This window comes from Sagittula salina (genome assembly GCF_017813235.1).
Lineage (GTDB): Bacteria > Pseudomonadota > Alphaproteobacteria > Rhodobacterales > Rhodobacteraceae > Sagittula > Sagittula salina.
Genome location: NZ_JAGISH010000012.1, coordinates 18,730 through 36,236, shown reverse-complemented (window position 1 = coordinate 36,236; position 17,507 = coordinate 18,730). Strand labels below are relative to the sequence as shown.

Here is a 17,507-nt window from a genome sequence, read left to right as displayed (position 1 = left end):
AGCGCCCGGTTCAGTTCGAACCGCGCGTCGGTGACCTCGGCCAGCGTCAGCCCGTTAAAGCCTGCCTCCCCGACCTCGGCCACCGCCGAGATCCAGCTGCGCCGCGCGCCGGTCTGTTCCAGCGACACCGCCGCCAGAAGCTGCGTATCGCGCAGGGCGACGCCAAAGCTCTGCCCCGGCAGCGCCGTCGCGCTCAGGTCCGCGCCCGCGATCAGCACCTGATCCACCGTCGCCGTGGTGCCATCCGCCAGCGTCACCGCCTGCGCCTTCTTCACCTCCAGCGACAGGTCGCCCTCGACGCTCAGCACGTCGGTGACGCTCAGCGCCATCTGGCCACGCAGACGGGTTTCGCCATCCGTCAGGTCGACGTCGTAGACGCCCTGCGCGGTGGCCACACCCTCTACCAGATCGCTGCCCCAGCGGTTCATCGCAAAGGACAGCCGGTCCGCCTGCACCGTCACCGCCGACCCCAGCCCGAAGGCCACGTCGCCCTCCAGCTGCAGGGCATAGCGCGAGGCGATGTATTGCTGGTCGCGCAGCAGGATCGCGCCGCCGCCGTTTGACAACGAGGCATCCATGCCGCCGAAATCGGTGATCGCGCCGGACAGGTTCGACAGGCCGATGCGAATGTCGGTCGTCTCGATGCCGTCGACCTTGTGCGCCAGCACGCTGATCGCCGCATCGCCGGTGACGGTGCCGAAGTCCTTGATGGTAAAGGCCGCGCCCTCGACCACCACCTCGGTACGCTCCAGCCCGTCGGCAAAGGTCAACTGACGCGCTGCGCCGCCCAGACCCACCGGGACCGCGATATCCACCGCCTGTCCCAGCCGGTTGATCCTGAGCGTGCCGTTCGCGCTCAGGGAAACAGCGCCGTCAAAGCCCGTCAGCGCCACGTCGCCCTCGGCTTCGAGCGCCCAGGTCGCGGCGGCATAGCTACCGTCGTCGGCCTTGTTCTGCATGACCAGCAGCGCCAGCCCGCCATCCGTCAGGCTCAGCCCATTGGCCGAAGACCCGATGGCCGCCGTCACGTTCGACGCGCCGATCATCAGGCGATCCGGCACCGGCGCCACGTGGCGCGACAATCCCGAAACCACGGTCGGCACGCTTTGGCCGACCAGCGCGCCCTGCGCGACGATCTGGAACACGCCCTGCGTTGCGGTCTCGATGACGCGGACATCCGTGCCCCAGACCGTCGCGCCCGTGGCATCCGTCACCTGCGCCAGCGCGCCCTGCAGCGCGGTCTTCAACGTGCCGGGTTCCAGCGCGCGCACATCCAGAGACGCGGCCCATTCCGTCGTGCCCGAGGCGCGCAGCCGCACCGTGTCGGCCAGCCCGTCCACCAGCCGCAGATCGACCGTCTGGACGGCGTTCACCTTCAGATCGGCCACCTGGCTGCCCGCCAGCGCGCCGCCAAAGGCGATGTCGAAACCGTCACCCGAGGCCGTCACCGTCACGTTGCCCGCGCCGATGGTGGCCAGCCCGCGCAGCGCCGCCTGCAATTCCGCCGCCGTGGTGGCCTGCGTGATCGGCCCGGTGATGGCGGACCCGAAGGACAGCGCCACCGCGCCCTCGAGCGCCGCCACCGACAGGTGCTGCACTTCGGAGGTGACCGCGCCGGCCGCCGTCTGTGTCAGCGTTGCGTCTGGCGCCTCCACCAGGCGCGTGATCTGCCCGGTCATCACCGCATCCAGATCGCGCCCCAGCAGCGTGCCGCCAAAGGTCACTTCCCACAGGTGCTTGCCCGCCGAAACCTCGACCAGGGCCACGGACACCGCGACGCCCTTCGAGGCGAGCGTGACCCCGGACACCGTTTCCGCCCCGAGGATCGCCGCCCGCACCGCCTCCGGCGTCGCGTCGAACGCGATGTCGCCGGTCTTGAACACCGTGCCGAAGGCCGGGATGTCCAGGTCGAACGCCCCTTCAAGGCCCTCGTCGTAGAGGTCGATCTGTTGCACCATGCCGGTCGCGGCCTGCGCCGTTCCCAGCGTGGTCAGCGCCGCGGTCACCCGCACCGTGCCGTCCAGCACGGCCCCGTTCGATGCGGTGGTAAAGGCCGTGACCCCCGCCAGCGCCTGATCGCCGCCAAAGGTTACCCGGTAGCCCTGCCAGCTGATCCCCGGCGAATTCTGGTCGAACACCACCGAGACAGTGCCAGCCCCGGTCACGGCCTCCAGCGCCTGCCGGATGGCCGCCGCCTGCCGCACGGGGTCCGCGATGTAGCGCACCGCCGCCGTGCTGCGTCCGTCCGCCAGCGTCAGGGTGAATTTCGCGCCCGAAACGCTGCCCACGCTCACCGGCGTCAGCTTCAGGTACTGCGCGCCGACCTGTCCGGTCTGCGCGCGCCGCAGGATGGAGGTCGTGCCCCAGTCGTCCTTGTCGGCCGGATCGGCGGGCGGCGTCATCGTCAGACCGCCCAGGTCCTGCCCGGTCCGCGTACCGCCCAGCGTGATCCCGAAGCCGCCAGCGCGGGTGCCCGTCACCGCCACGTTGCCCGCGCCAAAGAGCAGATCCAGCCCCGTCGCCAAGGCCTCGGCCAGCGCCGCGTCGCTGCGCGCCGAGCCATCCGCGTTCAACGTCGAGACGGTGACCTGCGCCCCGCCGCGCGCCAGAACGTAGGCGCCTTCGCGGAACCGCGTCACGCCGTCCGTGCCGGTGGCCGCAGCCGTCAGCCTGTAGACCGTCGCGCTTGCCTGCCCGCCGGCGGTGACCTCGCTCACCACGGCGCCGCTGCCGGTTTCCGCCCGCGATGCCAGAATTGCCGCCTCCGGGCTCTGCATCACCTCGCGCGTGACGGCGAATTCGCCGCTGATCGCGCCGACGCCGTCGACCGCCAGCGAAGCCGCGCCCGCCACCTGCAGGTTGCCCGAGGAATCGAACCGCGTTTCCAGGGTGCCGCTGAACTCCAGCCCGTCGATGCCAACGATCCGCCCGTCACCAGCCAGCGTGCCCGACCGCGCGCCCGAAGGCGCCAGCACCAGCGCGCCGGTGACGTTCTCGATCACCACGCCCGCGTCGCCCGCGAACATCTCGACCCGGCCATTATCCACCGTCACGGTCCAGGTCTGGCCCTCTGCGGTTTCGGTCAGCGCGACCGTCACTTCGCCCGATACCAGCGCGGTGCCGAAGCCCAGTCTTGCCTCCAGGTCCAGTTCCAGCGCCTGCCCGCCGTAGGCCAGCGACAGCGTGCGGCTGTCCGAAACCGCCAGATCGGTGCTCTGGTCGTCGGACGCGCCGTTCCAGTCGATCACCACGCCGCCGGGGGCAAGGATGCCACCCGAGGCAGACATCAGCCGGTTGACCGCCACCTTGGCGTCGGTCACCTCGGCATCGATGCCCGCCACCAGCGACAGGTCGCCCACCGCGCCCTGCACCGCCAGCCAGCGACGGCCCGCGCCGCCGCGTTCGGTCGACAGGGCGATGGCCACCGCCGCGTCGTTCAGCGTCGCTGCGACAGAGGCCGCGCCCAGCCGCCCTTCCAGTCCCGCGCCACCGAACAGCAGGTGATCCACAGTCACGGTCGAGCCGTCCGACAGCAGCACCGTCTGCGCGGTGCGGCTTTCGATGAACATGTCGCCGGAGGTCTGCACCACGCCGCCGATCTCCAGCGCCATGTGACCGCGAACGCGCGTCTCGTTATCGATCAGGCTGGCGGAATAGGTGCCGTCCACCGTCGCCACCGACAGGTCGAGATCCTCGCCCCAGCGGTTCCACGCCACGGCAAGTTCGTCCGCCGTCAGCGTCACGCCCGGCACGCCCTCCAGCGCGACGCTGCCCTCCGCGACAAAGGCCTGCTTCACCGTTGTCGTCGCGCCGACCGTCCGGCGTTCCATCACCAGCGCGCCGGTGCCGCCCGTCAGGGTGGCGCCCACGCCGCCCGGCGTCAGGTTGCCCTCGGCGCGGTCGACGCCGACCTCCAGCCGCAGCACCTCGGCCGCGCCGTCGGTGGTCTTTGTCACCTCGATGCGCAGGCGGCCCGTCACCGTGCCCAGATCCTGTACCGTCACCGATCCCTCGTTGATCAGCAGCTCGTAGCGCTCGGTGCCGTCGGCAAAGCTGACCTGCTGCACGCTGGCGGAATCGTAGCCCACGCGCACCGTCTGGTCCACCGCGCGCCCCAGCGTGTTCACCGCCAGCACCGCATCCGCGCTCAGGGTCACGGCATCGCCGAAGCCGTTCAGCTCCGCCACGCCGCCCAGTTGCAGCGCGAACCCGGCCTGCTGGGCCACCTGCCCCGCGCCGGTGTCCACCTGCCGCGAGATCACCAGCGCCAGCCCGCCGTCCGTCACCCGCAGACCGGCATCCGCCGTCCCGACAAAGGCATCGACACCCGAGGCGCCGATCTTGATGAAGTTCTCCGGCTGCGCCACGGCCCGCGCGACGCCCAGGTCCAGGCCCAGCGACACCTGCGCGGCGGTCCCCGTCAGCACCACGTCGAAGGACAGCGGATCGCCTGCCACCGTGACCAGCATCACGTTGCCGACGCCCACGCCGTCCAGCCGGCCGATGGCGCGCTCCAGAAGCGGTTTCAGCGCAGCCATCCGGGCCGCGTCATCCGCGCCCGCCGGAACCTGCAGCGTCGCCGCCCAGTCCGTCGCGCCGGTGGCGCGCAGCGTCACCACGTCCGCCAGTTCGCCATCCGAGGGCACCGCCAGCGACAGCCGCGTGACGGCAATCGCCTTCAGCGCCGCGACGTCGCGGTCGGCCATGCCGCCGCCAAAGGCCACGAGAAAGGCCCCCTGCGCGTCCCGCGTCACGGTCACGTCGCCCGCCCCGATCTGCGGCAGGCTCTCCAGCGTGGCCGTCAGCCCGGCGGCGTCCAGCCCGTCAAGTGTCAGCACATCGCTTACCGCACCACCCAGCGCCAGCCGCACCTGTCCCGTGGCCCCCAGGACCAGCCGCTGCACCTCGTCGGTGGTGCCGCCGGTGGCGTCCTGCGTCAGAACCGCCTCCGGTGCCGAAACCGCGAAAACCTCGCTGCGCATGACGGACAGGGACTGCCCCTGCGCCGCGCCGCCAAAGGTGATCGCCCACTTGTCGCGCGCGGTGTCCATCGCCACGTCGACGGTGATGCCGCTGGCCGCGACGCTGGTGCCGTCGCTGGTTTCCGCGCCCAGCAGCGCGGCGCGGATCGCCTCCGCGTCGGTGTTGAAGACGTCGAACCCGATCCGGTCTGACCGGAAGGTCAGCGTCTCGCCCCGCGTGCCGACCTGCGCCTGCGACAGCACCGCCGTACCCTGCGCCGCCGGTGTCACCGTGCGCGCCATGGCGCTGACCGATACACCCAGCGCGTCGCCGCCAAAGGCGATCTTCCAGCCGCCGTCCTGCTGCGCCGTCACGGTCAGATCGACCCCCGCGCGGCCCGCCCCCAGCGCGTCCATCAGCGCGGCCTTCACCGTGGCCGCGTCCGCGTGCAGGTCGATGGCAACGGTCTGCACCGCCGCGCCGTCATAGTCGAAAGCCAGCGCAAAGCTGCCCGCCGCCCCTGCCGGGTAGCCCGACAGCACCTGCACCGCGCCCTGCGTCACGCCGCCGCCATTGGCGGTCAGGATGTAGTCGATCCCGGCATTTGCGCCGGTATTCGCCACCGTCAACGCGCCCTTCGCGGCCAGCCGCTTTGCCGCGTCGCCACTGAATGCGATCTCGTAGAACTGGTCGCGCGCGACGGAATCCGCCCGCACCGTCACCGACAGGACCGAGCTTTTGACCACCGCGTTCGCGGTCGAGGGGAAGGAGGTCGTCGTCGTATACGTCCCGTCGCGGTAGCCCAGAAGCTGCAACAACTCGTCGTGGATCTGCCGCGCCTGGCTGCTCTCGATCGACGTGACCTTGACCGCCTCCTCGCGCAGCGACCCTGCGAAGCCAAAGGTGAACTGGTCGGAATTCTTGAAGGCATAGCCGGCCGCCGTCGGGATCTTCAATTCCAGCGTGTAGCGCGTCGCGTTTGTCCCGGCCTGCGCCTGCTGGATCACGCTTGCGGCGCCGTCCGCCAGCACCGGCGCGTCCGCCGGCGCCTGCATGGTGAACTCCTGCCCCGCCCGGACATCCTGCCCGGACAGCGCGCCACCCAGCACGATATCGTAGCCCGCTGCCCGGTCGCCCGTGACCGTCACGCTGCCCGCGCCGAACAGCCCCTGCATGGCCGTGCGCATGGTGGCCAGAAGATCGGCGTCGGACAGGCCGGTGGTCATCACAGTGGCCGTCTTTCCGCCTTGGCCAAAGACGTAGCGCCCCTCGCGGTAGGCCCCCGCCGACCCGAGACTCCAGCGGAAGGCCGCATCCGCCGAGGCGGTATAGTCGAATTCGAAATCCTGCGCCCCGCGCGTGCCCGCCGGGATCAGGTCCGACAGGTGCACCGCCGGGGTATTCGCGTCACCGCGCGACAGCACGTAGTTCCGGCCCCAGTCGTCGCGGTCCGAAGGATCGGCGGGCGCGGTCATCTCCAGCCCGGTCACCGCCTGCCCCGCCAGAGGCCCGGCCAGCGTCACGGTGTACCCGGTTTCCCGCGCCCCCGTCACCGCCACGTTGCCAAAGCCGAAGAGCGCGTCCATCGCCGCCTGCAAACGGTCCGTCCAGACGGATTCCGGCTGCGAGGCCAGCAGTTCCGCCGTGACGCTCACCCCGCCCCGGGCAAAGGTATAGACCCCTGCGCGCAGGTCAAAGACGCCGTCGCGCTCCGCGCCTACCACGAGAGTGAACACGCTGGCGCTGGTCACGCCGCCCTGCGCCGCCTCGGTGGCGGTGACGGCGCTTCCGCTGGACACGCCGCCGGTCTCGATCACCGGGTCTGCGGTCTGCACCGCGCCCTGCTCGAAGGCGAATTCGCCCGACAATTGCGCCACGTCGCCTACCGCCAGATCCAGCGCCCCGGCGATCACGAGGTTGCCGCTGGTGTCGAAGGTGGTCGCCAGCGTGCCCGTCGCGGTCAGCCCCTCGACGCCGGTGATTTCCGCCGTGCCGCTGATCGACCCCGACCGTTCCGTGGTGCCCCATGTGCCGGTGGTCTGGTTGACACCGATCCACAGGTCGCCCGCGCCGTTGCGGATCGCCGCCGTGGCGCCCGCAGCCGTCAGCGCGACGGACACATCCGTGGCCGTGACGTGCCAGCCCTGCTGCCCCGCCGGGCCGCTGACCATCTCCAGCGCAAAGCCGCCTTCGAGCACCGCATTGCCCATGTCGAAGGACGCGCTGCCCACCGCCACCCCAAAGGTCCGCTCACCGGCGTCAAAGGTGACCATCGCACCGCCCAGTTCGACGATCCCGGTTTCGCTGTCGTTCGCCGCACCGTTCCAGTCGATGACCGCCCGCGTGCCGTCCATCACCAGCGCGCCGCCCACGATCTCGGAATTCAGCACCAGCGCTGCGTCCTGCACGTTCCCCAGCGCGTAGGCATCCAGCGTCAGCCCGTCCACCGACGATTCCAGCGAGAGCCAGCGCCGCGCCTCGCCGGAGGCCACGACCTCCGTGCTCAGCACCAGAACGAGGTCGGTGTCATCCACCGCCGCCTTCAGCGCCCCGGACCCCAGCGCGCCGCTCAGCCCCTGCCCCGCGATCACCACCTGATCGACCGTGACGGTGGAGCCATCCGTCAGCAGCACGTCGCGTGCGTTCGCTCCGGTACGCAGTTCCATCGCCATCAGGCCGGAGATGTCCACCATCCCGGCCACGTCCAGCCCGAAGCGTCCCGCCAGCCGGCGGGCGTTGTCGGGCATGGTCAGCAGCGTTTCGATGCCCGCGACGGTGACCGCCTCGGCCGCCAGCGCGCGACCCAGCGTGTTGACCTGCACGCGCAGGTCGTCCGCCGTCAGCGCCACGGCGCCGCCAAGGTCGACGGCGAAATCGCCGCCCATGTCCAACGCATAGCCGGAGGTCGCCACCGCGCCCGCCGCATCCAGCGTGCGTTCCACCAGCAGCGTGCCCGCGCCGTTGGACAGCGTGGCCTCCACCCCGTCCACATCCAGCCTGCCCGCGCCGTTCGCCACCGTCACCAGCAGACGTTCATGCACCACGCCGCCCTCGGTCCAGACTTCGGAGGCAAAGGTCATGTCGCCGGTCAGCGTCGCCAGCCCGTCGATGGTCAGCGCCGCGTTCGTCACCGTCAGCTGCCGGGTCAGCGCGCCGGTGTCGAACCGCACCGCCACCGCCGTGCCGTCCACCGTGATCGCATGGTCCACGGTTTCCCGCAGCGTGTTCACCGCCAGCACCGCTTCGGCGCTCAGGCTCAGCCCCGGAACGCCGGTCAGCGCCGCGTCACCCGACGCGATCAGCGCGAAACCGTCCCGCCCGGCAGCATTGCGCGTGATGACCAGACCCAGCGTGCCATCCGCCATCGTCAGGCCCGAGATCCCCGCCGAAACGTCGCTCAGTCCGACCAGCAGCAGGTCGGCGCCTGCCTCGGTGCGCTTTTCGACCGCGAAATCCCCCGTGACCGCGCCAAAGCCCGCCATGGACACCGTCACATCCGCGCCCGCGACCCGGACACCCGTAGCGTCCAAGCTGGCCGACATCGTGCCTTCCAGCACCAGCCCGTCGACGCCGGTGACCGCCGCCGTGCCTGCCAGAGTACCCGACACCGTGGCGCCGGATTTCACCAGCACGCCCGAGGCGTCCGAGACCTCGACCGCCGCGCCGCCCGCGATCAGCGCCGCGCTGGCGTCGCTTGCCGTGATGCGCAGGTCGTTGCCCGTGCGCGTGACGCCGAAGGTGCCCGACACCCGCGCCGCGCCCAGATCCACCGCACCCGTCACCGCCACGGCGAACCCTTCGGCCCCCGCGTCGAACCGCGCCACCGCCGTGGCATCCGTCGCGGACAGCGCGACCGCGTAGGCCTCCGTGTCCGTGGCCCCGTTCCAGTCGATCACCGCAGCAGAGGCCGCGTCGGTCAGCGACCGGTTCACCATCACGGTGCCCGACTCCACATGCGCGAAGTCGTCGCCCAGCAGGCGCAGCCCGGACAGCCCCCCCGCCAGCGACAGCCATTGCCGCGTGCCCGCCGCCTCTGCCGACAGGATCAGCGCCGCGTCGGCGTCCTCCAGCCGCAGCAGTTCGGTGCCGCCCGCATCCACCGCGACGGACAGGTTCGCGCCGCCGATGACCGTTTCGGTCATGGTCACGTCGCCTTCGCCGACCACGCGCCGCGTCACGCCATCGCGCATCTCGACGAACAGTTCGCCGGAAATGGTGACATCGCCCACCCTGGCCGTGGCGACACCCTCAAGCCGCCGTGCGCCCGCGATCAGGTCCAGCGTGTAATCGCCCGCGCCGGTGGCGATGGCCTCGCCGGTCAGCGCCGTATCGAACTGGTTCAGCGACACCGTCATGCGCTCGGCGGTCAGGGAAACCTGATCCGCGCCGGACACGCTGACGCCGCCCTCGATCTGGGCCGCGAATTTCGTCACGCCCGCGACGGTGCGCAACAGCACGGCACCGCGCCCGTCTGTCATGTCCGCGCTCAGCGCGCCGAGCGTCAGCAGCCCGGTAACGCCCTCCAGCCCGATGCGGGTTTCGGAAACCACCTGCCCGGCGTCCTCGAAGGTCCGCGTCTGCACCGCCACGTTGCCGGTGACGGTCCCCAGATCGCCCAATGCGACCGCCGCATTGGATATCGCGATCTCGCGCACGTCGGAGGCATCGGCGAACCCGATCGCAACGCCGCCCACCGTCTGCGTCACCGCGCGGCCCAGCGTGTTGACCCGCACCTGCGCGGTGGCGCTGACCGACAGGCCCGCGCCCGCGATCACCGCGTCCGCCCCGGCGATCAGGGCAAAGCCGCCGACGCCCTCGGTCACTTCCTCGACGATCAGCCCCAGCGTGCCGTTGGTCAGGCTCACGCCGCCCGCCGCCGTGCTGGTCACGCTGGTGGCGCCGATGGTCACCTGACCGGCCGTCTTCGTCACGGTGAAATCGCCCGCAAGACCCGCCAGCCCGGCGATCTCCGCCGTGGCGCCGGTACCGCTCAGCGACAGGGTCCCCGCCGCGTCGAACACCGTGGTGAAGGTCCCGCCAAGGGCCAGGCCCTCGACCCCCTCGACCCTGAGCATGCCGGTCAGCGCGCCCGTTGGCTGCTGTCCCGGCACAAAGGTCACAGAGCCGGTGACGCCTTCGATCCCGACATGTGCACCGCCCGCGCCAAAGCCCAGTTCGGCGCCATCCGCCGCAAGGGTCCAGACATCCACCGCACCGCTGCGGTCCGCAGTCAGGCTGAACCCGCCCGACAGCCGCGCGCCGCCAAGGTTCAGCGCGCCGATCACCGACACCTCGTAGACGTGGCCCGCCTCGTCCAGCGAAACCGCGGCCGCGCCGTCCAGCGGCAAGGCAAGGGGCAGCGCCGACCAGTCGATGACAAGGTCGTTGGCCGCGTCCAGAGCGCCGCTCGCGTCCAGCGCCGCATTGAAGGCCAGCGCCGTCTGCGTGTCACCCAGCAGCGCATTGCCGCCGATGGTCAGGTCGTCGACATCCGCCGCCGCGCTGATCCAGGCACGCCCGTCCGCCGCCTTTGAATAGACGAACGCCACGTCCGCCGAGCCGATCGTCAGCAGCGGCGCGCCGTGCAGCAACGAGGCCGCGACATTCGCGCCGCCGAACACCAGCTGGTCCACCACCGCCTGCGTGCCGTCCGAGAGCGTGACCGACTGGCCTTCGCGCCGCTCGATGAAGACATCGCCCGATACCCGTGCCACGCCATCCAGCGCCACGGTGGCGCCGCCGGTGATGCGGGTTTCGCCCGCCAGCAGGTTCAGCACATAGATCCCCTGCGCCGTCTCGACCTCGCGCGCCACATCGCCGCCCCAGCGGTTCCATGTCAGCGTCAGGTCGTCCGCCGTCAGGCTCAGCGCCGGTAGCCCGGAGACCGCGACATCGCCGGCCACCTCGGCCGCGACCTGCACGGTGCGCGTGCCGTCGCCCTGCACCGTTTCGCGCAGGATCACCGCACCGCGTCCGTCGCTCAGCGAGGCCTGCGCCGGGCCCATGGCCAGCGTGCCCGCCAGCCCCTCCATGCCGATGGTCACATCGGTCACGCTCATGCCGTTCACGACCTTCGACACCCGTTCGATCCGCAGGCTGCCGGTGACCGTGCCAAAGCCCTGCACCGCCACGGTGCCGTTTTCGATCACGATCTCCTGCCGCGCCGCGCCATCCGCAAAGGTCAGCACCTTCGACGTGGCGATCCCGGTGGGGATTTCCAGCGTCACGGCCTCGCCGAGCGCGTTCAGCCGTACTTCGCCCGCGGCGCTCAGGCTTACTCCGCCCGTGGTCAGCCCGACGGTCCCCGCCGCCTCCAGCGCGTAACCCGTGGTGCCGTCGGCGCGCTCGCGCACCAGCAGCGCCAGTTCGCCCCCGGACAGCGATGCGTTCAGCCCGGTGGCCGCCATGCTCACGCCCGTCGCCCCGATGGTCAGCTGCGCCGCCGCCGTCACCGCCTGCTGGCTGGCAAAGACCGTGACCGCCCCGAGGTCGAGCCCCGCCAGCGCCCCGCCAAAGGCGACGTCAAAGACCAGCCCGCCCTGCGCCGTCACGATCACGTCGGCCGCGTCCAGAATGGCCTGCTCCGCCAGCGCCGCCTTCAGGGCGGCGGCCAGGGCCGCGTTGTCCATCCCGCTCACGTCGATGGCGGCGGAAATCTCCTCGCCGTCGCCCAGCCGCACGGCGATCTCCGTCGGCCGCTTGCCGTTCGCCAGCGACAGGTCCAGCCGCTGCACCGGCACCGCCACCAGCGTCGCCACGTCCTGCCGCGCCAGCCCGCCGGTGAACTTCACCTCGAAGACGCCCGCCGTGCCACTGACCGACACATTGCCCGCGCCGCCGATGCCAGCCAGCGCCCCCAGCGCCGCCGCCAGCGCATCCGCGTCCAGCGTCGCCACATCCAGCACGCCGGTCGATCCGCCGCCCGGCAGGCCCAGCACGATGCGCGTGGCGCCCGTCAGGTCCAGCCGCTGCACCGCGCTCGTGGTGGCCCCCGCCTGCACCTGCGACAGCGTCGCTTCCGGCGCGTTCACTGCCTGCAGCACCTTGGCAGAAAACGCCTCCAGCGCCTCGCCCGCCATGGCGCCGCCAAAGGCCACGGACCAGGCACCCGTGCCCTGCGTCACCGTGATCTCCGCGCCGGCGGCCGCCAGACGCAGGCCCTCGGCGTCGACCGCCGCCATCAGTGCCGCCTGCACCTGCCCCGCGCTCGCGCCGAACGCGATGGGCCCGGAGGTGTAGGTTTCCCCGCCCCAGGCCAGCGAAACCGAGAAATTGCCGACCCGGTTCGCGTCCGACAGGTGGATCGACCGCACTTCGGCCCCCCGCGTCACGCCATTCGTGACACCGGAGACCGTCAGCGTCGCCGCCGCGCCGGTGGTGGCGGTCATCAGCGCCAGGTCCTGCCCCTTCAGCGCGCCGCCAAAGGTGATGCGGTAGCGCGCATCCGCCACCGAGCCCCCGTCGGCAAAGGTGACGCTCGCCGCGCCGGTGCCGAAGGTTTCGACCAGCGCCGACTGGATTGCCGCCGCCTGCGCCTGCACGGAATAGCCCGGCCCGCCCACGGCGCGCGTCGTCCAGTTGGTCACGACCCCCGTGGACGATACGCCAGCCGTGATCGGCGCCACGGATTTCCCGGCCATGTCGCCGCGGAACTCGATGTAGTAATCGACCCGGTTGTTGCCCACGAAACCCTTTTCGTAGCGCACCGTCACCGTGTCGGACCCGTAGATCTCCTCCAGCGCGAGGTCGATCAGCCGCGCCGTCACCAGCGGGCCCTTGCCCGTGGCGATGCGCGTGGTGGTGACGCCCTCCGCCTCGAACCAGATGGCCGAGCGCGTGTCGTTCGGGTCCACCGTGACCGACAGCGTCATCTTCTGGTTCTGGGCTTGCCCCATCGGCAGCAGCGCGATCGGTCCCGTGGTCACCCCGTCCAGCGTCAGAGCAAAGCTGTCGCCCGCCGCAACCGTCCCGTCGTGGGTGATGCGCAGGTCCTGCACCTCGTTGCGGGCGCTTACCGCTGCCGCGTCCAGTTGCGTCAGGCCCCAGTCGGGTGCATCCGGCACATCCGCCGGTGCCTGCATGTAGAACCCGCCGCTGGCCAGCGACGTGCCCTGCGCCACCGTCACACCGGCCAGCGCCCCGGTAAAGGTGATGCGGAACCCCTCCGCGCGGGTGCCGGTGACCAGCACGTTGTTGCGCCCCACGCTCGACAGCCCCTGCAGGGTGTCCGCCAGACGCGCCGCAAGCGCCGCGTCCGACAGCGGCACGCCATCGGCGCCCAGCGTCGAAACCGTCGCCTGCGCACCCGCGTAGCCCAGCGTATAGGTCCCCTCGCGCGTGGGTTGCCCCGCCGCGCCACCGATCCGCATGAGGAAGACCGCGTTCGTCCGCTGCCCGCCGGCGACCGTCCCTGTTACCGTTGCATCGCCGCCGGATGTGCCCTGCGCCTCGGTTTCGACCGGGACGGAGAGCTGTTCGTCCTGCTTCACGATGGCAAAGGACCCCGCCAGCGCGCCGAGGTTCGCCACCGAAAGCGACAGGTCGCCCGCCAGCTTCAGACTGCCCGCGTCAAAGCGCGCCGCCAATGTGCCCGTGGCAGTCAGCCCGTCCACCCCGGTCACCTGACCGACGCCCGAAACGCTGCCGGTGATCGCCGTGTCGCTGATGAGGAAGCTGCCGGTGAGCGAAGAGACTTCTGCCCGCGCGCCACCCGCCTCCAGCGCGATCTGCCCGGCGACAAAATCCAGTTCCCAGACGGTGGCCCCCGTGGCGTCGACACCCTGCGTCAGCGTCATCACGCCGGACAGCTCTGCCCCGCCCAGATGCAGCGTGCCGTTGATCGTGGCCGAAAGGTGTTGCGCGTCCTGCCCGACCGACAGCACCGCATCGGTGCCAAGCGCCACCAGCAGCGGCGCCGCGCTGGTGTAGACCGGCACCGCGACATCCGCGCCCAGCAGTGCGCCATCGGTGCCCACCGCGCGGTTGATCTCCAGCAGGCCGGCGTCCAGATCGGCCTCTGCCAGCAGATCGAATTCCAGCCCGTGGAACTGCGACAGCGTGGTCAGCCAGCGCCGCGTGCCGGCCTGCTCCTTGGTCAGGACCAGCGCGAGGTTGCCCTCCTGCACCGCGATTGTGTTGTCGCCCGCCAGCAGCGCGATCTCCAGCGCCTGCCCGCCGACGATCAGCATGTCCGCCGTGACCGTCTCCGGCGTCGTACCACTCAGCGTCACGCTCTGGCCTGTCCGCGACTCAAGGAACAACTGCCCCGACAACCGCGCCACGCCGTCGATGCGCACCTCGCCCTGCCCGGCAAGCCGCAACTCGTCCTTCAGCTGGTCAATGACCACATAGCCGTCGCCGGTATCCACCGTCGTCTGGAAGGCCGCACCGACCCGGTTCAGGCTGAACACCATCTCGGAGGCGGACAGTTCCAGCGCATCGCCCCCGGTCAGGGAGGCCGCGCCGGTCAATTGGATGGCATAGCGCGCCGGGTCCGTCGCCTGCGTCGAGGAATCCGTCACCAGAACCACCGCGCCGGTGGCGCCGGTCAGCGCCGCCTCGGCCGCACCCAGCGACAGCCCCGTGGCCGTCACCTCGGAGAACCCGATCCGCAGTTCGTGCCGCTGGGCCGTGCCCACGGCGACCACCTCCGGCACGATCGCCAGAGTGCCGGTCAGCGTCACGCCGCCCAGCGTCATGCTGGCGCCGTTGGCCTCCAGCCGCGCCACGTCGCGGTCATCCGCAAAGGCCAGCGTCACGCCGCCCACCGTCCGGTTCAACGCGGTGCCCAGCCGGTTCACCTCCACCGTCACGGCAGAGGCCGACAGTGCCGCGCCCGTGACGCCCTGAAGCGCCATCGCCCCCGTGGCCGCCAGCGCAAAGCCCCCCTGCCCCAGCCCGTCGCCGCGCAGGATCAGGCCCAGGTCCGCGCCGGTGACCTTTGCCACCGCGCCTATCACCGTGGTCGCCGTGGCCGTGGCGCGCACCCCGGCGCCGACGTCCAGCGTCGCGCCGGTGGCGGCGACCACCAGTTGCGGGCCCTCCACCGTCACTTCGCGCGTGATACTGAAATCGCCCGCCACCCGTGCAAAACCGTCCAGCCCCAGCACGCCGGTGGCCGTCACCGCCAGCGCATCGTCCAGCCCGTCCAGCGTCAGCGTCCCCGTGGCCTGCGCCACCAGCCCCGGAATGCCCCTCAGGCTCAGCGCGCCCGCCAGAGACCCCGACCGCCGTCCCGTGCCGTCCACGTTGACCGTACCGTTGGCCCCCGTGAGGCGCAGCATCGCCGGTCCCGCCGCCAGAACCACCGACATTTCGGCAAAGTTCAGCGCCCAGGCGCCCGTCGCCCGCGCATAGGTTGCCGCAACGGAACCCGACAGAGCCGCGCCGCCCAGGGCAAATTGACCCGAGGCGGCGACGGCGAACGCCTCGCCCACCTGGTCAAAAACCACCGCGCCGCCGGAGGGCAGCGTCACGCTCTTGACCTGCGTCCAGTCGAGCGCCGGGCCGCTGCCGCTGACCACCGTGTTCACCGACCAGGCGTCGCCCGCGGCCCCCTGCAGGGCAAAACCCGCGAGCGAGGCTTCGGTAAGCGTGCCTTTTGTCGCCAGCCACGAACCGGTGCCGTCCTTGGCCCGCGCATAGACCAGCGCGCCCTGCCCGTCCTCGACCCGCAGGCCATTGTCGCCACCCAGCCGCGCCGTCAGGCCCGACCCGCTGATGAGGTATTCAGTTACCGCGACTTGCGTGTGCGCCGCGTCCGACAGGATGCGCAGCGCGTCCGTTATCTCCAGCACCAGCTGGCCGGAGAACGTGCCCTGCCCGGCCACCGTGGCGGTGATCTCGCCGGCGATGCGCTGCTCACCCGCCGCCATCTCGATATACAGCGCCGCGCCCGAAGGCAGCGTCAGCTGCGTGCTGACCGCCGCGCCGGTGCCGTTGTAGCGCAGCGTGACCTGCTGCCCGGTCAGCGCGAAACTGCCGTCCACCGACAGGCTCAGATCGGCCACCGCCGTCACCGCCGAGGTCCGCGTGATGACCCCCACGCCCGAGGCGTCGGAAACCGTCTTCAACACCAGACCCAGCGTGCCGTTCGACACATCCGCCACCAGATCGCCCAACGTTACCTGCCCGGAGGCACCCGCCGCTCCGATCAGCAGCCGCTGCGTCACGGTACTCTCCACTGTCTGCCGCGTCGCGCTAAAGGTGAAATCACCGCTCACCGTCGCCAGCCCCGGCAGCGTCACCGTCGCGCCCTGCGCGGTAAACCGCGCCTGACCCGTGGCGGTGCTCGCTTCCAGCGCCAGCGTGCCCGAGAACGCCGCTCCGGCGATGCCGCTGAACGCGCCCGTGCCCGCGACCCGCAGGTCCATGGCACCGTTCGCCAGCTTCAGCGCCAGCGCGCCACCCGAAAGCGTCAGCGCCCCTCCCTGACCCTGTGCGCCGACCGAGGCGCTGACCCCGGCGGCAGTGATCTCAAGCCCCTGCGTGCCCTGCGTCAGAACGAAGCTGCCCGCCAGAACCGGCCCGCCAAAGGCCTGCACCGATCCCGAGCCGCTCAGCGTGACCGCCGACGCCGCGCCGCCGCCAAAGGACAGCGTGCCGCTGACCCCGGTCAGCCCGCCCGCCAGGCCCGCGACGCCCCATTGCGCCGTGCCCTGTGCCACCGTCACCGTCGACCGGCCCGTGGCGTCCACGTCCACCGACAGGTCGCCACCGACCTGAACGCCACCCAGCCCCAACTGTGCCGCGATCTGAATACCCGTCGCGGCGGTCTTTGTCGCCACCGCCTGTGCCCAGCGTCCCAGCGCGGCCACGGCATCCGCGCCCTGCGTCACGATGCCTTCGACCAGCGGCAGTTGCGTCGCCGTCAAACGCAGCCCGTCCGCGCGGTACTCCGGCACCAGCAGCACGCCGTTGCCCGCATACAGCCCGTCGATCCGGTCAAAGGTGCCTGTCCGCGCGCCCCAGCGCATCACGTCGTAGACCTGCCCCGCCACCGGGTGAAAATCGTTCAGCAACTCCAGCGACAGCGTTCCCGCCAGTTCCGCCGTGCCGTTCACCACCAACCGGTCGTAGCCGTCAAGCGGATCGGCCGCACCCGCGCCCGCCGTCTCGCCGCCGATCTCGATCTTCAGCGTCGCCTGCGCGCCCTGCGTGAAGGACGCCACGCTCAGGATGTCGGGCGAATTGCCCGGCGCCAGCGTGCCCGCGTTCACCAGCGGCTGGTACACCGCACCCGCGCCCGACAGCACCTCGCCCGATCCGATCTGCAGCGCCTGCACGCCATCGGCCTGCGCGGTAAAGGTCGTAACCCCTCCGGCTGGCCGGGTCAGCGTAAGCTCTGCCGGGGGCAGCGGCTCCTCCGCCCAATCGCCGGTGGTTTGCACCGTTGGCAAATGATCCGCCGCCGTCGTTTCAAGGAGGGTGTCATCCACCACCGCCACATCGCCCGAAAGAACGATCCGTTCCTCCAGCTTGTCGAGGCCAAAGTCGATCTCTGCGCCACGGGTCTGGTTCAGCCGGTCGTCGTTGGAATCGGTCAC

General features: G+C 71.1%; 1 protein-coding gene (running past one end of the window). It reads right to left on the bottom strand.

What is annotated here, in order from left to right:
• A protein-coding gene (locus J5474_RS18265) for a hypothetical protein (protein ID WP_209362845.1) crosses the window boundary here: on the bottom strand, positions 1–17,507 show its beginning. 30,118 nt of this gene lie to the left of the window's left edge; only the first 17,507 of its 47,625 coding nucleotides appear in the window; it begins with the start codon at positions 17,505–17,507; its stop codon lies beyond the left edge, outside the window.